Origin of the sequence: Vibrio sp. 1CM24A (assembly GCF_023161725.1) — a bacterium.
GTDB classification, from domain to species: Bacteria; Pseudomonadota; Gammaproteobacteria; order Enterobacterales; family Vibrionaceae; genus Vibrio; species Vibrio coralliirubri.
On the sequence record NZ_JALNTS010000003.1, the window covers coordinates 321,351 to 341,760 of the forward strand.

A 20,410-nucleotide genomic window follows, 5' to 3' on the forward strand; every position below is an offset into this window, starting at 1 on the left:
TACGATGCAACTGATTAAGCGTTCTCGAAATTTAGATTTACATAGATCTAAAACGGCTTAACAACAGATGATACATAGACGTTATGAATGGTGAAAAAACAAGAAAGCCAAGCGATACTCGCTTGGCTTTGAGTTGTCTCTTTCTGTTGGTTTCAAGCTTTAGGCTTTAGGCTTTAGGACGCATGATGTTCTTAACCTTACGGCTATTTTCACCAAAGATGCTTTGCACTAACGCATTCATCTCTTCTACAGAGACAGATCTCGCAACACGCTCAACTTGAGACAAAGCTTCGATACCGTAATCATGGAGCAAGTAGCGAGACACATACCACGCTTGGTCGATAGAGCTCTTCTCGAGAGGCGAGAAGTCAGCTTCAAACTGTTTCACGACTGCGTGCATTTCCTTTTCGGAGACGCCTTGTAAAAGGTCTGCAATCACTTTATCGATCGCCACTTCGACTTGGTCAACGTTCTCCGGCGCTACCATCGCCCCGATAACCCACTCACCACTCAGCTCACTATCTGCGGATGCTGAATACGTATATGGCGAGTAATCTAAGCTCAACTCTTCACGAATATAAGTATCTAAACGAGCCGCCAGCAAGCGCTGCAGTAAGTCTTCCATGAAAACATCTTTTGCCGACACTTTAACTTCAATACTAGGCTCAGAGATAACTCTTAGGATGTACTCTGCACTATTCACATTGTTGATCGCTAAATCAATGCGTGATTCAGATGGCTGCTTGTAAGCCACCTTAAAGTCCGGAACCTCGGCTTTGTCTAATGGAATCGAAGCCAGGTATTGCTCAACCAAAGGCTTTAATTCACTTGGGTCGATGTCACCCACGACCACCAATTGGTTATGTCTCATTTGACCAAACAGCTGCTGATGAAGATTAGCGACGTTTTCCACAGAAACCGCTTCAACGCGTTCTTTATCTACAAGATAATGACCACTTTCCTGACGATAGATATTATGGTTTACCGCTCGTTCAAACTGACCAACAGGGCTACTCAAGAAAGATTCTTGACCTTGTACAAACTCCTGCTTCACTGCCTCTAACTGCTCGGGAACAATTTTAGGCGCAGTTATGAAGGTATAAAGCGCAGCAAACGTATCTTTAAGTCCGTCTTTATTGATATTAAATTCAATACCATGGCGGGTATTACCAATAAAAGAATCGGCGCGAATATTTTCACGATCAAAGTACGCTAAAAGCTCAGAGCCCGTAAACTCACCGACACCGCTTCGAGCGAAGGTAGGTAACGCAACCTCAACTGCCGGGTACAAGCTCGGATCCAAAGCAGCTTTTCCGCCGAGGCTCATGTACATCACCCCAACATCATCACCTGCCACATAATCACGCAGGTACCACATGTCGATACCATTGCTTAACGTCCACTTTTGGATGTATGGGTCAACGGACATTTGTTCAGCAAGTACAACCTCGCCTTGCGAGCTAGGTACAGCAAAAGCACTGGCTGTTCCAATCGCAAGCGGCGGAACTCCCGTCTCGCTGTACGTGGTTTTTAAACTATCGAGAGAGTTGATGGCCGCTGTTCTGTCTTCAGAGTCGTCCATCCCAATAACAATAAAGTAATCATCAGAAAGGAGATTCTTGATGTTGTCGTTAATCACTTCAAGGCTCAAGTTAGCGATGAAAGCTTCCAAGCTGACTTGATAGTCTTTCTGTGATTGGACAATTCGATCAGTGACTAACGCACTCGCTTTGTAGTTCGCGTGTTCAACGCTGTCCATTTTATCCCAGTCACGCTCGATATTATCCAGCAAGTCTTGGTAGTAGTGCTGTTCGCCAACAATATCCGCTTCCGAAACACCAAAATCACGCAATGACGCCAATGTAGAAAGCAGATCTTGTTGGATAACTTCACGGTCTCCAGCCGGAAACCCAACACTTATTGACGAATAGTGCAGAGCGCCCATCTGATAGCCATCAGACGCTATCCATTGAGTCGGCAGCGCAGCATCATTGAACACCGCTTCTAATCGTTGTCGAATCAATTGTTGAGCGGTTTCATCTAACCAACGTTGATGCTGCTGAGCATGATTTTCAACTCTATTTAAACCTCGGTTAAACGTCAGAGTGATGCTTGGCGCTTCTCTTCCTGCGTACTCAACATAATCACCTTCATTGAATGACGTCGTTTTCTGTTTCTCTGGTCTCGGCGTATCACCACGCTCCCAGCTAGAAAACTTTTCTTCAATGAGTGGAATCACGGTTTTGATGTCCACATCACCAGAAACGACCAGCTCAACTATTTGAGGTTGATACCAAGTCTGATAAAAGTTGGTGATGCCTTGAGGAGTAGCATTCACAATCGACGATTTAGTGCCTAATGCATCTTGCGATTCGTATGGGCTGCCTTCAATGAAGTGGTCAAAGAATTTCTCTCCGAATGACTTATCATCGAGGCGAGCCATACGAAACTCGCCAAGAACCACGCCTTTTTCTTTTTCAACTTCTGAACTTGATAGATCCAGACCGTCACCAATGTCACGCATCCACGTCAGGGCAGACTGCAATTGGATGTTATCTGGCAAATCTAACTGGTATACCGTCTCTTCATAAGAGGTGTAAGCATTAATATCAGCGCCAAAGCTAGCGCCTGCATCTTCAAATAAGCGAATCACATCATTTTCAGAGAAATTTTTACTGCCATTGAATGCCATGTGTTCCAAGAAGTGCGCATAGCCTTCTTGTTGAGAAGTCTCTTGAATTGAACCGGCGTGCACGACTAAACGCACAGATACGGATTCTTCATGATCTGGATAAACATGATAAGTAAGGCCATTTTCTAGTTGGCCTGAAGTCCATGCCGGATCCGGCTGGATTGGCGTTTCGGTAGTTTTTGATGTTGAGCTACAGCCAACTAAGGTGAGGCATAGAGCCGTCGCTAAATAATATGTTTTCATAACAACCTCTTAATGTCATTCATCGACAATATACAGATTGAGCCAACGATTATTATTTAATATTGAACCTGATGAGTATCTTTGTGATCTAGATCTTTATTTTATAAATCATCAATCGTTATGTAAGATCACTGTACTCATTTAAAGCAGGGTTTTGATAAGAGCCTATTACATCGATTTTAGACTCACTTGTCAGCGCAATAAAAAAGCCAAATGCTTGAACATTTGGCTTCTAAGTGAATCCACGTATAGAGAGTAGAAGCGGCTTTCATGAAAAACCACTTACCTCAATAGACTTACCCTTGTGGTCTTAACAAGTTCTTCAATTGATAGCTGTTATCACCAAAAATTTCTTCAGCGTACTCTGTCATGTCTTGACTAGAAATTGAGTCTGCCGTTCCCTGTAGGTCGAACAACGCCTCAAAGCCATAATCATGAATCAAATAACGAGAAATAAACCAAGCTTGTTGAGTGGGCTTATATTTTAGTGGAGTGAGGTCTGCTACTAGCTGTTTAGCCGCTGTGCGAGTCTCATCTTCAGAGATCCCTTTTGCCGCTTCAGCGATGACCTTATCAATCGCCTGTTCAATTTTATCTGAGTTTTCTGGAGCCGTTAAAGAGCCGATTAGCCAATCATAACTAGGCTCACTGTCTTGCGCGACCGAGTACACATAAGGCGCATAATCCAAACCTAACTCTTCACGAACATAAGCCGTTAGACGACTCGACAATACACGCTGAAGCATGTCGTCCATAAACACATCTTTTGCGGTTTTATCCCGAGCTTGCTGGGAAATCACACGCAATAAATACTGACTGCTGTCTTCATTATTGACGGATATATCCATTCGTTCTTTCGAATCAGTACTATAAGCCACCTGATAATCAGGAGACACAGCGGCTTCTAATGGCAATGATGCAACATATTGACGCACAAGAGGCTTAATTTCAGCGGGGTTAATATCAGCAACAATAACCAATGTATTGTCTCTTAATTTTTGAAAGAGTTGATGCTGTACGTCTAGTATATCTTGCGACGTGACAGCTTTGATATCGTCACTTTCAAGCATCATATGGCGGCTGCTTGTTTGATAGCTATTGCGATTAACCATCTGAATAAACTGACCAACTGGTGTTTCTAAATATGCTGTACGATCTTGAGCAAATTCAGACTTCACAGCCTCAAGCTGGGCACTGTCTATTTTAGGTTCGGTTACAATGGTGTGGAGCGCAGCTAAACCCTCTGCAAGCGTCTTTTTATTGGCGCTTATTTCTAAGCCATGATGAGTAAAGTTGATGAAGGGGTAGATTTCAATGTCTTCGCGTCTCAAGTGAGCGGTTAACTCCGAACCACTAAATTTACCAACACCACTACGAATCGAAGCTGGCAGGGCAATCTCTACAGCAGGAAACAGCGAAGGATCCAACGCCGCTTTTCCCCCTTCACTTGCATAGTAAACCCCGACACTATTACCTGCCTCAGAGTTACGGAGATACAAAACTTCAATACCGTTGCTTAATGTCCACTGCTTCAAATTAGGATCGTCACTCACCTGAACTTGTTTTACAATTTCGCCTTGAGACGTTGGCACACTAAACGCCGAGCTTGCAGTAACGAGCAATGGCCTGTTGCCTGTTTTTTTATAGGCTTTTCTGACACCTGTTAGCTCGTTATTCATTGCCTGCAAGTCTTCTTTAGACGATAAGCCTAATCCCAAAATATATGGGCTAGAAAGTAAATCATCTAAATTATCATTTACGGCTTCCAGATCCGTACTCGAAAGAAATTCTTTCAAGCTCGACTTATAATCAAGCTGTGATTGAACCGTTTGGTTAATCACCAGTGCCGTCGACTTACCGTCAGCATGAGCTACTGCGTCCATTCTCTCCCAGTTAGCTTGAATGTCATCAAGGTTCGCTTGGTATTGCTGTATCACACTCGTAAATTCATATTCGCTCACACCATGATCACGCAATGAGGCGAGAGTAGAGATAAACTGCTGCTGGCTTTGCTCTCGACTATCGATAGGAAAGCCAACCGTAGTAATGGAATACCTTTGGTACTCTAAGAAATAGGGAGTCGAAGCAACCCATTGCACTGGCAATGCAGCGTCAACAAAATCTGAATTCAACCTTTGCTGGATGAGTTGTTGAGCAATATCATCTAGCCAAAGCTGATGTTGTTGCTCATGGCTCTGTGTCACTCTTTGCCCACGCTCAATCACTATCCCGATGCTCGGTGGCTCGCTCCCAGCTCCATACGCCACAAAATCTTGAGTATTGTAATCCGCTGACGTGTTCTTCACGGGAACTGGTGTTGTGCCTCTTTGCCAATCAGAGAAAGTATCTTCAATCAAAGGGATCACTTCTGCCAGAGTGATATCACCAGAGACAATCACCTCGGTTAACTGAGGTTGATACCAGATTTGGTAATAGTTATTTAACTCTTGAACATTCGCATTAGAAACGGATTCTTTATTGCCAATGGGATCGTTGGTTTGGTAATTCGTGCCTTCAACCATATGATCGTAGAATTTAAATGAGAGAGGCTTATCTTCAACTCGTGTGTGTCGAAATTCCCCTAATATCACTCCTTTCTCTTTTTCGATCTCAGCTCCGGACAGCAGTAAACCATCGCCAATATCTCTAAACCATGCCAACGCTTTATCTAGATTCTTGTTGTCGGGTAGATCTAACTTATAGAGGGTTTCTTGATAAGAGGTATAAGCATTTAAGTCAGCGCCAAAGCTAGCACCAGATTGCTCAAATAACTCTACTACATCATTCCCTGAAAAATTGTTGCTGCCATTAAACGCCATGTGCTCAACAAAATGGGCATAACCTTTTTGTTGACCGCTCTCTTGAAAAGAGCCGGCATGCACAAGTAAGCGTACCGATACTGGTTGTTCTCGGTCAGGGTAAACATGGTAGGTTAAACCGTTATCTAATTCACCGGTGACCCAATATGGATCGGATTTCAATAACGTTTGTTGCTGAGGAGTAGAACTGCAACCTAGCAATGTGGAGCTCAATACGACGACTAAATAGTATGCTTTCATAACGATCTCTTTGAAGGGCTTTCCTCCAATATATCCGATCGCCAAAGTGTAATAATTCGCCATTAAATCAAACGACTAAAATTTTAGAGTCACTCGATATAAGTATGAAAGTGTTTAATTTATAAATTACATGAATTAATTGTAAAGCCGATATGTAGCGCCTTTTATTTGTTCGCTACATCCCTTTAAAGAGCCCTTGCGAGGCACGGCTGATCGGTAGCTTTTCCCCTGACACATACGCCGACATCTGACCTGAGAGTCCTTTCTTCACCTTATCAATGGCCGACACTTTCACCACCACCGAGCGGTGGATCTGCCAAAACTCATCCGGGTTAAGCTGCGCAATCAGCTCTTTTAATGACACGCGAAGAATAAACTCCTCTAGCGATCCCCCTTGGCCTTTTTTGAATATCGAGACGTACTTGTCTTCCGCTTTGAAGTAAGCGACATCATCGACGGCGATTAGGTGAATGTCTTCTCCGACACTGGCTTTGAGCCACGTTAGATGCTTTTTCTGCGATAGATAAGGAGGCTGCGTTTGCTGGGAAGACGATTGGGATAGTTGTTGAAGCTGAGCCATTAACGCTGTGATATCGGGCTGTTCCGGAGTGCTACCTGTTTGCGTTTGGTTGCTCGACAAACGCGCTTGCACCTTCTGACATGTGGCCAGTAAGCGCTCTTCATTGATTGGCTTAAGTAGATAATCCATCGCATTGTGCTCAAAAGCTTTGACCGCGTATTCGTCATAAGCCGTAATGAACACAATCAATGGCGGCGAATCTAGCTTGTTGAGTTGTTTCGCTAGTGAGATACCATCCAGCTCTGGCATACGAATATCGAGAAAAGCCACGTCGGGCTTAAGCTGCTGAATACTCTGCATCGCCTCCAAACCGTTTTGTGCCTTGCTTACGATCTCTAGCTCCGGCCAAACCTCAGCAAGGCTCTTGTCTAGGTGGTGTCTTAACAGTGCTTCATCGTCTGCGATAATCGCCGTTACGCTCGACTGTATTGCTGGGTTGTTCATGGTTAGTCCTTTAAATTCACACTGTAAATCGTCTATTTTTCGTCACTGTTCGGTGTTTTCTGATCTGTAATTCTAGGCGGCTGCGTCAATCAGCGGTAACAAGATCGTCGAGACTACCCCGCCTTTAGCGTGTTCAGTAATCGTTAGACTCGCCTTATCACCATAAAGAGTTTCGATTCTTTGACGAATATTGCTCAACCCAACACCGTGACCCGTATTCGCAGAAGGCGTTTTCAACCCAGCGCCATTATCAGCCACTTCAATTTTTAGCTGCTGTGCTTGTTGAGTAATACGAATATTCACTTGGCCACCAGCGGCTTTAGGCTCGATACCGTGCGTGAGTGCATTCTCGACCAAGGGTTGAATCAAGAACGGTGGAATCACCTGCAAATCACTAATCTCGTGTGTTTCAATCGAAAACCCTAAGCGTTCACCCAAACGTATCTTTTGGATATTAAGATAAGCGTCTAGCAAGTCGACCTCTTGTGCGATGGTCGATTGCTCGGTGCGGCTGTTTTTCAGAGTTACACGCAATAAGTCAGTCAGTTTTTCGAGCATCAACTTGGCTTTCGCGCTGTCACTCTCAATCAATACATTGATAGTCGCAAGCGTGTTGAACAAGAAGTGCGGTTCAATTTGGCTCTGTAGTTGTTTAAGCTGACTGAGCACCACCACCTTCTCTTGATCGGCCTGACGACGCTTGGCCACTTCCAATTCGTTATCGGCACGTAACTGCTGCTCTCGTGTGTAGAAATAGTAATAGCAAACCGAACAGAAGATCACACCTAGCAACACGACAGATTTTAGGTCCGAGATATTGGCCCCGAAATACCCGTTCAGCCAATAGTGCGCGTTCAAGGTACCAAAGGTCATCGCGAACACCATTGAGATACCCACTTCAAGCGTTCGGGATGTCCTCTTAAACAACTTCACCAAGATGAAAGAAGAACCTACGGCGCTGTAACCAAAGCCAAAACTGATTGCCAGGTTAACCGTTAATCCGCCGCCCCAAATCGTATGGGTTGTAATCGCAATAAGAACACAAAATAGCGTGGTGAACGCGAAGCTTTTTATCCATGAAAACCGACTGTTTGAAGAAGTGTCCATTAAAATCGTCCTTTGATATTTAAAAGAATCATATGACTATCGGGTAAGTTGGCGTAAGCAGAATCACTTTTACCGCCTAGAAAGCGTGCAGCAAGTTCCAAATCCAACGATGAATCGCCATTATCTAAAGCCTGATAGTTGAGCCACTGAGTCGCAATAAAACCGCCATCTTGAGGAGACAACATCACATCAAATGTTGGCGTGATATCTTCGAGCCAACCATGTGTCGAATCCAGAGACCAGTGAAACATGATGTTGTGTTGAACCAAATTAGCGTGCTGATAGCCTTGCGCGTAAGAAGCAGCCAGTGATGCTGTCATCGGATTAATTGACAAAGACTCGGCACTTTCTATTGCGCTTTTCCACTCAGAATGACTCCAAGCACGGCTATCAAACCAGTATTCCAACACCACATTGTGGCCCGTATCATTGGCCCATGTTAATCCTGCTAACGCTTGATAAGCCTCGCCCTGCTCTTCAAGATAAACCGGTTTAAGCAGTGAGTTAGGCTGACTGTAGCCAAAGCTTTGTCGTTGATAGACCACCGAGCCATGAAACTCCCAAGCGAGATTGAGCACGGACACTAAACTCGCCCCAAGTAAACCATGGCGCACATCGTCGTAATAAGCGATCCATTGATACTCATGATCGCCCACTAGATTGTAACGACGTATCCCAAAGCCTTGTTGCTGATTCTGCTTTTCGAATTCATTTACGTCTTGGGAAGTCCATGACGAATCGCTGTAAAGCAGTGTCCACTCACCCGTCATATCGAACAGTGACGCCGAGGCAACACCCGCGCCCTCCTCTGCGACAATGCCTACTGGGTTTTGTCGATACGGCTTGATGATGTCTAACAGTCGATAGCCATAACCCACGCCCCAATCCAAACGAACCTTGCCGAGCGTGACATCGAGGTAATGGTCTCCGAACGCTGAATTCGACAGCTCAACGCCACCTTGCCAGAACAACTCACGCACAATGAATTCCGATTCAAAGCTCACGTCTTGTTGTTGAAGGTTATTGCTCAGAATATCATTGGCTTTCACTGTAAACAGACCAAGCCAATTGCCATATCCAACCTCAAGATCCAACAGGCCATTCAAAGACTGACGATGATCAGATGGTAAAAGGCTAAATGGCGACTCTCGCGATTCAATCGCTTCTGCACTGAGTTGCCAATCCCACGCCAAACTCAGATCGTCCGCTTGAATCGTGTGACTCACACAAGACAAGGCAAGCAAAGTAGCGATTGAAGACTTGATGTGGAATCGGCGATTGGAAGCTTTCATGACGCTCACCTACAGCCCAGACACGCTGTTACGCGATAAGTAAGCAGGGTTGTAATACTTGTCTGCCAAGGCTTGCTCAGTCACTTCGCGATACTCAATTACAGTTTTCTTGCTTGGTTGAATCTTATCGAGCAAAGTCATCGACACAACGGTTGGTAATCCATCTCTCACGCCTTCGGTAAACCACGCTTGCTTCGCCAGTTTTCCCGAATGCAGATACATATCCGCTTTAACAGGGAATGCTCGGTCTGCCGTTAACCACAGATCAATCGATTGATAGCTGGCACCCTTGGTTTTCGCCGCAAGCTTTAGGTGATGGGTATCGAGTGTCTCGCCAGTCGGCATCTCAACTTGTTGTTCGGCACCCCACTCCCCTTGGTAGTCTTCGCTCCACGTCAGCGTCGAGATATCCCCTACCGAGGCTTCGCCCAATAGCTTTTGCATCGGTGTAATACGAATTGGGCGACGAGATTTCGGCATCAATAGCCAATAGTTGTCTTCAATCATCAGCATCTTTTGCCCTGCCTCAACAGCTGATTTAAAGACCACTAATGACTCTCGGTTTGGCCTTGTGTAGACGTTGTATTCACGGGTTTTGTCGAGTTGGTCGTCTTGATACAGCGCCACCAGAGACACTACCTTAGAGGCTTGTGCGCTGTTCAATCGGTAACTATCCGCCTTAGCGATCATCTCTGTGACTTGTTGTGAATCGACTGCCCAGCTTGGTGTCGATGCTAGAACCAATACAGAACCTAAAACAGTGAGTGAACGAGTAAATTTATACATAAACCAGCGCCTCCGTGATTGGCTTATTCACGCCTTTGCGAGCAGAGAAATAAGCAGCCAGCAAACATATCGTCAGCACACCTAAAGTGGCGTAACCAACTAGTTCCAAAGAGAAGTAAATGTTGAGTGGGTAACCCTCGGTTCTGCCGGGAGGTGGTGGCATTTGTATATCAACCACCAGCAATAACACCGACACCAAACCACTCACTAACGCGCCGATCGCGCTGCCAATCACAGCCAACAATCCCGCCTCTTTTAAGAAGCCTGCCACGATTTCAGACGGGTAACTGCCGAGTGCTGACAAGGTGCCAATCTCACGAGTGCGCTCGGTCACCGACATGGTCATGGTGTTGAACAGCGACACGAACACCACTAATGCCATCACCGCGCCCATGATGCCGAAGATCCGGTCGTAAAGATCTTTAACCTTGGTGTAGAAAAACGCGCGATCTTGCCAAGGGGTAATCTCGATCTCTGTGCCTTGTTCGCTTTGGCTCGCACTATTTCGATCTAAAGTCGCTTGAATACGCTGTTGAACGGTCGAGGTCTTGCTTGTCTCAAATAGGAACACCGATAAGGTACTGACTTTGTCTGATGCCAGAAGCTCTTGAGCGGCAGTGATATGAACATACAGTTGACGCTTATCCAACTCTGGCACGCCTGTCGAGTAGATGCCCTGCACCTTAAAATCAAAAGCGTTCAAAGCACCGTCACTTGTTGTAGCGAGCAGAGTCACCCAATCTCCTACCGCAACTTTAAGGTTACGAGCCAAGTCAGTACCCAGCATCACTTGTGCTTCTTGACTGTCGTATCTTGGGGATTTCACATCAGAGAGAGTCTGACCACTGCGCACATCAAGAAACGGTCCTTTCATGTCGAACTCGCGCTCATTGACACCTGTTCCCATAAAAATGGTCGATTTGCTGCCGTTAGAAACCAGACCACTGAAATAGACTCGCGGCTGCACACCACGCACGTCACTATCACCGATAATGCTCTTGGTTAGTGTTTGTACGTTATCCAGACCATTGCTCAGCGGCATGTCTTCATCTTGTTCAAAATACCCCGGCGTACTCAAAGTAAGGTGGCCAGTATCACGCGCAGTCGATTCACGCAGAGATTCATAGGTGTAAAGCCCATAGCCTCCAGCACTGGTCAATGCAAATACCGCGATGGCGATAATCAATACCGACAACAAACTGCGGCGACCGTTTCTCAATAAATTAAGCCACGCCAAACGCACCGAGGTAGGAAGCAGAACAGTGCTCATTCTTTGTGTTAACTTGCCCATGAGATCGCCTCCGTTGCTGTGGCTTGTAGTGCCAGTTGACCGTCGATAAGTTCAATTACTCGGTCACAACGCTGCGCCATTCTTGGGTCATGTGTTGCGATGATAAAGGTGGTGCCCATTTCATGGCCGAGCTCTTTCATAATGTCGATCACAAGGTTGGCGGTGTGACTATCTAGGCTTGCGGTCGGCTCATCGGCAATCACTAAGCTTGGGTTGTGGATCAGCGCTCTGGCTATCGCGACACGTTGCTGCTGGCCACCTGAAAGGTTGTCTGGTCGGTGATGAACGTAATCCCCTAGCCCAACACGCTCTAACATGTCTTGCGCTCTGCTCTGCTGTTCTTGTTTCGAACATTGGTTCAACATCAATGGATAAGCGACGTTTTCTAACGCTGTCATTACAGGAACCAGATTGAAGCGCTGAAACACAAAACCCAACGACTGACGACGAAAACGCGCAGCGGCGATTTGCTCTGTCGGATACGGTTGGTCATCAATATTGATCTGCCCTCGATAGCTCATATCCAACAAACCAAGAATATTCAAAAGTGTGCTTTTCCCTGAACCCGACGGGCCACACAAGGCCACCATTTCACCGCGCTGGATATGTCCGTCGACCCCGTTTAATGCATCAACACGTTGACCGCCCGTGACATATGCTTTGCCGATATCTTTAAATTCAATCATTCCTTTGTCCTCCGCTGACCCATCATTCTTAAGCATTCGCAGTTATTAATGAGCTTTAGTAAACCGCTATTTGGCTTTCGCTATTAGGGCTTTAGCCGTCATTGTCTCGATGTTGCCAGCATCTGTGTTTTCCATCTTTTCAAGCCACACCTGTGCTTGCTCGAAGTCCTCAGCACGAATCGATGCAGTAATGGCGTAACGGTAAATCCACGATGTCGCAGCGAAATGCTGTTGTTGGAAATCATCTTCCGCGAGTAACGAGAGGAACAAGTCATAACCACGATCGAAATGGTTAAACATGTCTGGCAGAGAGGTGTAAGTAACGGCGGCCATTGCGCGAGTTAGGTAAGAATCTGGCAGCCCTTGAACACGAGGTTGCTCATGAATCGGTTGGTCTTCGTCTTTCAGCAGCACCAGTGATTTATCAATGGTTGATAAGCCTTTCTCAACATACTTCATCTTGTTCCAAGGCAAGAATGCATCACGTCCCATCAAGGTCTCTGTGCTTCCGAGGTAAACCAAAGTCAGTGGTGTCGCACCGTCTTGTTGCAGCGTGTCATTCAGGCGTTCATACGCCACCTCAACCAAATCTTCATTGCCTTGCGCCGCTTGGTTGTAGATATCGAGCACGTCTGAACTTGGGTTCGCCAAAGCTAACGACGGTGCAAACGAAACAAGAGCAACCAGTAATGAACGCTTAAGCAGAGAAGTGGTAGAGCCTGAATTAAATGAGTGTGAAGTAGTCATGATTTCTAATCCCTTTCAAATGTTGACGTTGAAAGGTTAACTAGAATTTGTCATGCCGTTTTATCAATGCGACGAATGGTAATAATGAGGAGTGAATGGTTGAGTTGGGGCGTGAGTGGGGAATATACGTGATAAGTTTCGTGAAAGTAAAAAGCCTCCACATACTGGAGGCTCTATCTATATTAACAACAACTAATCGCTATACTTGCTTTGGCTGAAGTTCTTTTTCTTCGACCTCTTTTATATCAAATCGTTGCTTTAACTCTTTCTCGATACTTTCTAAACTACGATTTGCTGTCTCAGGAAGGATTTTTATCGCAAACCAAACTTGGCCAAGCAGGATAATCGCGAACATGATGAAGAGTGCCGATGTTCCAAATGATTCTCTAAAAGCTGGTGTAAATGAGTTCAAGATAACACCTTGAATCCAGATTGCTGCCGTTGTTATTGAGACCGCGCGGCCACGGACTGAAGTTGGTAAAATCTCAGCTGAAATCGTGAACTTCAGAGGACCTAAACCTAGTGCTGTGAAGGCAACAAAGAACGCCATTAAACCAACTATCAACATAGGTGGAGTATCAGGTCTGTCGAAGAATATTGCCAAACCAATCAAACAAGTGAAACAACCAAGTGCAGAGGTTATTAGCATTTTTCTGCGACCCACTTTATCGATGAATACCATTGATAAAGAGGTAAATATAACGCTTACTAAGCAGATCCAACCAAAACCTCCCAGTGCAGAACCTTGGTTGCCCATTATCTCTTCTAGCATTACAGGGCCGTAGTACATCACAACAGTTACGCCAGACCACTCTGACCATATTGCTAGTAATACACCCGTCATCAAGCCGAAACGCATCACTGGATTTTTGACTAATTGTTTATATGACCCTGCTTTCTCTGAGCGAATTACTTGACGACATTCAATAATCGCTTCTTCTGCTTCACCCTTGGTTAAGAACTTTCTCAGAATGTTAGCCGCTTCCTTTTCTCTAGCTTTAGATATCAACCAACGAGGTGATTCCGGAAAAAATGCTACCAAACCAAGGAAAATAACTGCAGGCAAAAATTCAACAGAGAACATGCCACGCCAGTTTTCAGTAATAAAGAAATGGTCAAGGTAATGACCCGTAACAACGGCAGCCTGGCTGTAGTTAACAATCAATGTGTTGGTGATCACTGAGCAAGTTAAACCGATCACAATGGCAACTTGAAACAGATTACTGAGTTTTCCTCTATGCCTTGCTGGAGCTACTTCGGCAATGTACATAGGGCAAACCACGGTCGCGATACCAATGCCAAAGCCACCAATGATACGTGCCCAGATCAGTAAGTTGAATGAGTTTGCGTACATACAGCCAAGCACCGATACGATAGCTAGTAAAGCACCTAGCATCAGAGGTTTTTTACGCCCAGCATAGTCAGCAATAGGACCTGCGATTATGCTACCAAATAAGCAACCCACAAGCGCTGATGATACATACCAACCTTGTTGTAAGGTCGATAATTCGAACTGTAGTGTGATTTGCGTGATCGTGCCGCCAATAACAATGGTGTCCATTCCAAATAGGAACCCACCAATCGTTGCCGCAGCGCAAATGAATGTTAAAAAGAACATCTTCTTATTGTTTTCGCTAAGAATCATTTGATCTCTCCATGAGAATTGTAGGGTACATGGGACGCTGTTCTAGTGCGTCTGGATTACGTAGTCTGCGTTTGATTCGTATTGTTTTATTTTTAACGCATTGACTAGATCCACGCGCTCGGTTTTATCGAGCGCCTCTTGTTTCGACTTTCCACCAGCTAGGTGTCTTGATATTAATCGCTCTCTGAGTACTTTTTCATTTGCTGTGAGAAAGATCTTCAAGTCAATTAAATCGCTGACTGGTCGCCAGTCTTCGTCGGTTGAGTAGATGTAATTGCCCTCGAGTAAAATAATTTGAGTGTCTGGCTCAATTAAAAAACCTTTTGCAATGGGATCGTGTAACTCACGACAGTATTTCGGCCAAAAAAATGCGTCAGTGTTTGGCGTCACCGCTTTGGAAAGCAAATGTGCCAATGAGGTTACATCAAATGTTTCGATGCTACCTTTGACTGACGTCAGTCCTTTCTCTTTCAGTACCGAATTGGAGTAGTGAAAGCCGTCCATTGGACACAGTTGGGCTTTAAATCCTAACAGTGACAGTCCAGACAGTAGGGATTCAGACAATGTTGATTTACCCGTCGCTGGAGCACCAGAGATACCGATGACAAGAATTTGTTTCCCAGACTCTTGGTAGGTATTGGCGACCAGTTGAGGAACGCTTGCAATGTCATCAACCGTTAACGAATGTGTTTTAGCCATGATCTGGTTCCTAATTCGGTACATGATAATGCCGCTATGTGACTGGCTTTCTTCAGAGAGTCACGGAAATCTTGACTCTCCAAGTAGTAATGGCAAAAAGCCCCATGGAAAATATCTCCAGCACCTAGCGTATCGATAGCATCCACTTTAGGTGCAGGGATTAACCCGCTACCGGACTCATCACTATAAAAAACACCTTTGTCGCCCAGCGTCATTGCCCACTTTTTGATCCCGTGTTGGTCGCAAAGTGCCTGCATTTTATCTTTGTCACCATTGGTGAATTCCTCTGAAACAATAGGAATAGTACAGAGAGATAAAAACTGTTCGCTGTGCGATTTCCAAGTACCGGCGTCTAACACAATATCCCCAGTAAACTCAGCCAAAGCTTGTACGTTTGCGCTAACAAACGGATGCTCGTATTGATCAAGTAATACGAGCTTTGCATTATCTAGCCATTTCGGGTCTAAACTCATCACCTTTTCGCAATCGGGCTGACTAGCGTTGACGATGAGCCTAGATGCCGTTTGCTTTGCAGAGATAATGTTCGATAGTGGTAGCTGGTATTCATCGTCTAAACTTAAATCCACAACCGAAATTTCGTGTTCATTAAGCTCTGCTGTCACTATCGATTTATAGAGGTGCTCTTTACCTAAACATGTCCAAAGGTGTACATCAGAGCCTAATGCGTTGCATGCAATGGCAGCATTGAGTGCAGACCCACCACCACCAATAAAATCAGCAATTGCATTCACCTTTTGATCAGGATCAGGCATCACTTCAACAAAGCTCATCAAATCAATCGTGCTTCTGCCTATAAATACACAATTTCCCATACGTAGAACTCCTTTGAATTACAGCTCACCGCTAGCGTAGCGCGTAGCCATATCATCCATAGAAACTGGTGTAATCTTGTCACCGTGACCAGCACAACCAAATCGTTCAAATCGGTTTAAACAAAGCTTCGTTAATTCGTCCATTCCAGCTAACAGGAACTTACGTGGGTCAAACTCTTGCGGATTTTTCATCGCGAGTTCACGAAAGCGACCAGACATCGCCATACGACAATCAGTATCGATATTTACCTTACGAACACCATGTTTGATACCGCGCTCAATTTCTTCGATTGGCACACCATATGTTTGAGGCATTTCACCGCCATTCTCATTGATCATATCCTGAAGGTATTGAGGAACCGATGAGGCACCATGCATAACTAGATGAGTCGTTGGGAGCTTCGAGTGAATTTCTTCGATAACGTTCATCGCTAAGATATCGCCATCCGGTTTGCGAGTGAACTTGTAAGCACCATGGCTTGTACCACAAGCGATAGCTAGTGCGTCAACCTTTGTTCTTTTCACAAAATCAACGGCTTGATCTGGGTCTGTTAGCAATTGGCTCTTTTCAAGGATACCAACAGCACCAACGCCATCTTCAGCTTCCGCTTCGCCAGTTTCTAAAGAGCCAATACAACCCAACTCACCTTCAACTGAAGCACCTACCCAGTGCGCAGATTGAGCGATACGAGAAGTAATATCTACATTGTAATCGTAGCTGCTTGGTGTTGAAGCATCACGCTCCAATGAGCCATCCATCATTACCGATGTAAAACCGTGGCGAATTGCTGACAAGCATGTTTCTTCGCTATTGCCATGATCTTGGTGAAGAACGATTGGTGTTTTCGGGAACATTTCAGCGAGAGCGCAAACCATCTTATAAAGCATCACGTCACCAGCGTAGCTTTTACGAGCATTGATGCTCGCCTGCAGAATGACACCTGAATTACATTTTGCTGCAGCGCGAACAATAGCAAGCCCTTGCTCCATGTTGCTGATGTTGAATGCTGGAACTGCGTAACCATTTTCTGCTGCGTGATCCAGTAATTGTCTTAGTGTAACGATAGCCATTTTCTTCTCCAAAGTGATTTAATTGTTTCTCGCAATTAAACTTACTTAATTTAATTGCAAGAAACAATTAAATAGAATTTAGAATGTGAAAAGGATCGTGTTTTTGTTTTGAGGATCGTTATTTGAGTTGGATAACCAGAACTTTTATTAGGGGATACTTTTTGAGGTACAAAAAAGCCCAGCAATAAGCTGGGCTAAAAAGAAGAAGGAGAAAGCTGAATCAGTTACTCAGCAACACTTTTCATACCGAATGTTTTTAGTGTCTCAATTCTTGCATTACCGTTCTGAGCGTAGACATAGAGACCTGCACTGTCTTCATCAGAGAAGATGTTATTGGTCATCACAGTACGGCCGCCATCGGTAAAGATTTCAACAGAAATACTGTCCATAAAGATACGGATGTTTGCTCGATCTTTACTCGCACACTCTAGTGGACATGTTCTACGTAAGGCTGAACGACTGCCCGATTGAGTGCGATCGAAAGCCAGTTCGCCTTTCTTTAGATCCAACTCAATCAGTGTTTTCTGCTCACCTTTACTGCGAATTTCAAATACAACGCTGTCACAATCGCTTGCAGCTAGGTCAATGTCCGCAATGATTTCACAGTGAACATTATCACCAGCTTCAAATGCGAATTTTTCACCATCGTTTAACTGGAGCTCTGTATGTCTTTTGGGAGAATGGCGCAATTTTTCAACTTCTTGCACAGGCGTGAACTTCAGTTTCCCATCGTGACATAAAGAGACTTCTCGGGCCAAAGTGATACTACCGTACCAACCCAGTTCACTGGTATCGTAAGTGCCATCACACCATGGCATGAATGGCCATGAACCAATCCATGCTTGGATTAGGGTACGCCCATTTTCATCATCGAATACTTGTGGTGCGTAGTAGTCGAATCCCCAATCTAGAGAGCCCATCGTAGACCAATGGAACTTACCGGTTCGGTAATCAAGGTCACCAACAAGGTAAACTACTTGACGTTGCTGCATACCCATAGGTGAATACATAAGGACGTGTTTGTCACCCAATTTGAAGATATTTGGGCACTCAAGCATTGTCCCGAGTTCGCCCATACTCTCTACACAATAACCTACGAATTCCCAATCGGTTAAATTGTCTGATTTGTGAAGGCAGACTTTACCGAATCCATTGGTCTCGTAGTTTGATGGGTTAATTAGATCGCTCACGCCATCTGTTACACCGGTCACCATGTACCATGAGCCTTCATGCTTCCAAACCTTTGGGTCGCGGAAGTCATGTAGGTTAATTCCCTCTGGTGGATCAGATAAAATTGGGTTCCCGTCATATTTGTCAAAGTTAACGCCATCAGTCGACGTTGCCATACATTGAACTTGGCGAGCTTGTGCACATCCCGTATAGAAAAGAGTCATCACACCATCGTTATTCACAGCACTACCCGTGAAGATACCTCCGCCATCCCAACCGTCATATTCTTCGCTTGGTGCTAAAGCTTCTGGCAGTGTTTCCCAGTGAATGAGATCTTCGCTGACTGCATGCCCCCAGTGCATGGTTCCCCACTTACCAGTGAAAGGATGGTGTTGATAGAAAAGGTGATATTTACCCTGATATTGAATCAGTCCATGCGGGTCATTGATCCAGCCTACCGGTGCTTGGTAATGGTAATGCTCACGCCAATGGTGCTGCTTAACCGTATCTTTATGCTCAGCGATGTATTCTTCAACTTGATCAATAATTGCCTGATGCTTCTTCTTATCGAATACCACAAGGACCTCCAATGTTATCGAAATATATTTAATTGCAACCTGCAATCAAATATATTTCATTTAATTGCAGCTAACAAATATAGTATGATGAACTTGAGATTGCGCTCACATAAGTAAAGTAGACTCAATTTCTAACTATATGATTTTATTGAAACTTAACTTTTTCTATATATTGTGTAGATCCATTGGAACGTTATTGCAGATCAAATTGGTCAGGAGAACTATGAATAAGCCTATGAGAAGCGGACTGGGCGTTTCGTTAGATGATGTACAAAATCATAATAAGCGCGTCATTCTTAATGCACTTCACAATAGTGGTAGTTGCTCCAGAAAAGAGATCAGCCAATTGGTTGGACTTGACCAAGCGACGGTGACTAGAGCGATAAAACCTTTAATTGAACAAGGGCTTATTGTTGAAACTGGTGTGCGAAAAGCGGCACGTGGTCGAAGCTCTATCTATCTGGGGTTCAATACCCAACATCTACGAATTGTGTCCGTTCGAATACAGCGTACTAACTTCTCAATTGATACCTACGATCTCAATGGTGTTTCGCTAACCAGCATAGTCAAACCAATTAATACTGATAATAGCCCAGAAGAGCTGATCGAGTATTTGACCAAGCAAGTGAGCGATGTTCTGAAAGATCAGGAAGGTGACATTTTAGGGATCTCGGTTGCGATGCCCGGCCCATTCTTAGAGCAAGATAATAAAATTATACTGATGACTGACGCAAAAAATTGGCAAGATGTTGATTTTATTTCCCACATGCGAGAGCAATTTCCAGACTATCCAATTTATGCAGGCCATGATGCAAAATTGGCTGCGCTCGCGGTTTGGCGCCAGCTACAAAGCACTTATGAAGCAAGCGTTTTACTGTATGTCTCTCTTGGGCAGGGTGTAGGTTCGGGCTTAGTAATTGAAGGGCAGGTTTATCACGGTAGTTTAGGGACGGCTGGAGAAATTGGTCACACATCGATCAATTTTCAAGGGCCGCAATGTAAGTGTGGCAATCTAGGTTGCCTTGAGCTGTATAGCTCAACAACAGCCTTGGTTGAACGTTACAAGGAAGAGGCCTCATTAGAATCCGCGGACTTTGAAATGGTAATAAATGCATTTCATGACAGAGAATCTGCTGCGATAAACGCGGTTGATTACTTAGCTAAGTGCTTAGCACATGGATTAGTGAACAATATTAACCAATTAAACCCTGATTTAGTGGTAATTGGTGATGAACTGACGCAATTAGGGGCTGATTTCTTAAATCGTGTAAAGGAATACACATTTCGTTTATTACTTCCGGATCTGGCAAGCAATATAGAACTGGTTCTTGATGAAAGTGATGAAGATTTGGTTCATAAAGGTAACTATCACAACGTGATGTCAAATGAGCTACTTCTGCCTTTGGCACATCTAGGGATTAAAGCCACCAACACACCTGAAAGTTCTAAATAAAGTTAGCTAACACAAACAAAAATAGCCGCTAATC

Annotated in this window: 15 protein-coding genes; 1 reads left to right on the forward strand and 14 read right to left on the reverse strand. The window is 44.6% G+C overall.

Translation table 11 applies throughout. The annotated features are described in order from the left end of the window. Positions 1 to 166: 166 nt before the first annotated feature. The 14 genes from MSG38_RS09000 to MSG38_RS09065 form a co-directional block, all read right to left on the reverse strand. Positions 167 to 2,935, reverse strand: a complete 2,769-nt coding sequence (locus tag MSG38_RS09000) for a M16 family metallopeptidase (RefSeq protein ID WP_248401651.1) — start codon at positions 2,933 to 2,935, stop codon at positions 167 to 169. A gap of 296 nt (positions 2,936 to 3,231) precedes the next feature. Then, positions 3,232 to 5,994 (reverse strand): M16 family metallopeptidase, encoded by a 2,763-nt coding sequence (locus MSG38_RS09005; protein WP_248401652.1) that lies wholly within the window; start codon positions 5,992 to 5,994, stop codon positions 3,232 to 3,234. Between the two features lie 175 nt (positions 5,995 to 6,169). Then, complete coding sequence (locus MSG38_RS09010) at positions 6,170 to 7,018, reverse strand: response regulator transcription factor (protein WP_248401653.1); 849 nt, start codon at positions 7,016 to 7,018, stop codon at positions 6,170 to 6,172. A 72-nt stretch (positions 7,019 to 7,090) separates the two neighbouring features. Then, positions 7,091 to 8,125: a sensor histidine kinase gene (locus tag MSG38_RS09015; RefSeq protein WP_052879367.1), complete on the reverse strand. Its 1,035-nt coding sequence runs from the start codon at positions 8,123 to 8,125 to the stop codon at positions 7,091 to 7,093. After that, positions 8,125 to 9,417, reverse strand: coding sequence for a hypothetical protein (locus MSG38_RS09020; RefSeq protein WP_248401654.1), 1,293 nt, complete (start codon positions 9,415 to 9,417; stop codon positions 8,125 to 8,127). The genes MSG38_RS09015 and MSG38_RS09020 overlap by 1 nt, the downstream gene beginning before the upstream one ends. Positions 9,418 to 9,426: 9 nt before the next feature. Beyond that, a complete protein-coding gene (locus MSG38_RS09025) occupies positions 9,427 to 10,203 on the reverse strand; it encodes an outer membrane lipoprotein-sorting protein (protein WP_248401655.1) in 777 nt (258 codons plus the stop codon). After that, complete coding sequence (locus tag MSG38_RS09030; protein ID WP_248401656.1) at positions 10,196 to 11,494, reverse strand: FtsX-like permease family protein; 1,299 nt, start codon at positions 11,492 to 11,494, stop codon at positions 10,196 to 10,198. The genes MSG38_RS09025 and MSG38_RS09030 overlap by 8 nt, the downstream gene beginning before the upstream one ends. Then, positions 11,482 to 12,180 carry an ABC transporter ATP-binding protein gene (locus tag MSG38_RS09035; RefSeq protein ID WP_248401657.1) on the reverse strand — a complete coding sequence of 233 codons (699 nt, stop codon included), beginning with the start codon at positions 12,178 to 12,180 and terminating at the stop codon, positions 11,482 to 11,484. The genes MSG38_RS09030 and MSG38_RS09035 overlap by 13 nt, the downstream gene beginning before the upstream one ends. A gap of 66 nt (positions 12,181 to 12,246) precedes the next feature. After that, positions 12,247 to 12,927: a hypothetical protein gene (locus MSG38_RS09040; protein WP_086969089.1), complete on the reverse strand. Its 681-nt coding sequence runs from the start codon at positions 12,925 to 12,927 to the stop codon at positions 12,247 to 12,249. Between the two features lie 199 nt (positions 12,928 to 13,126). Continuing rightward, positions 13,127 to 14,572, reverse strand: coding sequence for a sugar porter family MFS transporter (locus tag MSG38_RS09045; RefSeq protein WP_248401658.1), 1,446 nt, complete (start codon positions 14,570 to 14,572; stop codon positions 13,127 to 13,129). A 42-nt stretch (positions 14,573 to 14,614) separates the two neighbouring features. After that, the gene (locus tag MSG38_RS09050; RefSeq protein ID WP_248401659.1) at positions 14,615 to 15,271 is read right to left on the reverse strand and encodes a hypothetical protein; all 657 of its coding nucleotides are present in this window, start codon (positions 15,269 to 15,271) and stop codon (positions 14,615 to 14,617) included. Next, the gene (locus MSG38_RS09055; RefSeq protein WP_061040086.1) at positions 15,250 to 16,104 is read right to left on the reverse strand and encodes a PfkB family carbohydrate kinase; all 855 of its coding nucleotides are present in this window, start codon (positions 16,102 to 16,104) and stop codon (positions 15,250 to 15,252) included. The genes MSG38_RS09050 and MSG38_RS09055 overlap by 22 nt, the downstream gene beginning before the upstream one ends. An 18-nt stretch (positions 16,105 to 16,122) precedes the next feature. Further along, positions 16,123 to 17,175 carry a class II fructose-bisphosphate aldolase gene (fba, locus tag MSG38_RS09060; RefSeq protein WP_086969087.1) on the reverse strand — a complete coding sequence of 351 codons (1,053 nt, stop codon included), beginning with the start codon at positions 17,173 to 17,175 and terminating at the stop codon, positions 16,123 to 16,125. 224 nt (positions 17,176 to 17,399) lie between these two features. Then, positions 17,400 to 18,923, reverse strand: a complete 1,524-nt coding sequence (locus tag MSG38_RS09065; protein WP_059017939.1) for a glycoside hydrolase family 32 protein — start codon at positions 18,921 to 18,923, stop codon at positions 17,400 to 17,402. A gap of 223 nt (positions 18,924 to 19,146) precedes the next feature. On the opposite strand from MSG38_RS09065, the gene MSG38_RS09070 reads away from it, so the two are divergent. Beyond that, positions 19,147 to 20,376, forward strand: coding sequence for an ROK family transcriptional regulator (locus tag MSG38_RS09070; RefSeq protein WP_059017936.1), 1,230 nt, complete (start codon positions 19,147 to 19,149; stop codon positions 20,374 to 20,376). The last annotated feature ends 34 nt before the right edge of the window (positions 20,377 to 20,410 follow it).

Coding starts and splice junctions, on each gene's coding strand:
- MSG38_RS09025 (WP_248401655.1), bottom strand. CDS start 10,203: ATGTATAAATTTACTCGTTCACTCACTGTTTTAGGTTCTGTATTGGTT.
- MSG38_RS09000 (WP_248401651.1), bottom strand. CDS start 2,935: ATGAAAACATATTATTTAGCGACGGCTCTATGCCTCACCTTAGTTGGC.
- MSG38_RS09010 (WP_248401653.1), bottom strand. CDS start 7,018: ATGAACAACCCAGCAATACAGTCGAGCGTAACGGCGATTATCGCAGAC.
- MSG38_RS09030 (WP_248401656.1), bottom strand. CDS start 11,494: ATGGGCAAGTTAACACAAAGAATGAGCACTGTTCTGCTTCCTACCTCG.
- MSG38_RS09035 (WP_248401657.1), bottom strand. CDS start 12,180: ATGATTGAATTTAAAGATATCGGCAAAGCATATGTCACGGGCGGTCAA.
- MSG38_RS09050 (WP_248401659.1), bottom strand. CDS start 15,271: ATGGCTAAAACACATTCGTTAACGGTTGATGACATTGCAAGCGTTCCT.
- MSG38_RS09055 (WP_061040086.1), bottom strand. CDS start 16,104: ATGGGAAATTGTGTATTTATAGGCAGAAGCACGATTGATTTGATGAGC.
- MSG38_RS09005 (WP_248401652.1), bottom strand. CDS start 5,994: ATGAAAGCATACTATTTAGTCGTCGTATTGAGCTCCACATTGCTAGGT.
- MSG38_RS09040 (WP_086969089.1), bottom strand. CDS start 12,927: ATGACTACTTCACACTCATTTAATTCAGGCTCTACCACTTCTCTGCTT.
- MSG38_RS09020 (WP_248401654.1), bottom strand. CDS start 9,417: ATGAAAGCTTCCAATCGCCGATTCCACATCAAGTCTTCAATCGCTACT.
- MSG38_RS09015 (WP_052879367.1), bottom strand. CDS start 8,125: ATGGACACTTCTTCAAACAGTCGGTTTTCATGGATAAAAAGCTTCGCG.
- MSG38_RS09070 (WP_059017936.1), top strand. CDS start 19,147: ATGAATAAGCCTATGAGAAGCGGACTGGGCGTTTCGTTAGATGATGTA.
- fba (WP_086969087.1), bottom strand. CDS start 17,175: ATGGCTATCGTTACACTAAGACAATTACTGGATCACGCAGCAGAAAAT.
- MSG38_RS09045 (WP_248401658.1), bottom strand. CDS start 14,572: ATGATTCTTAGCGAAAACAATAAGAAGATGTTCTTTTTAACATTCATT.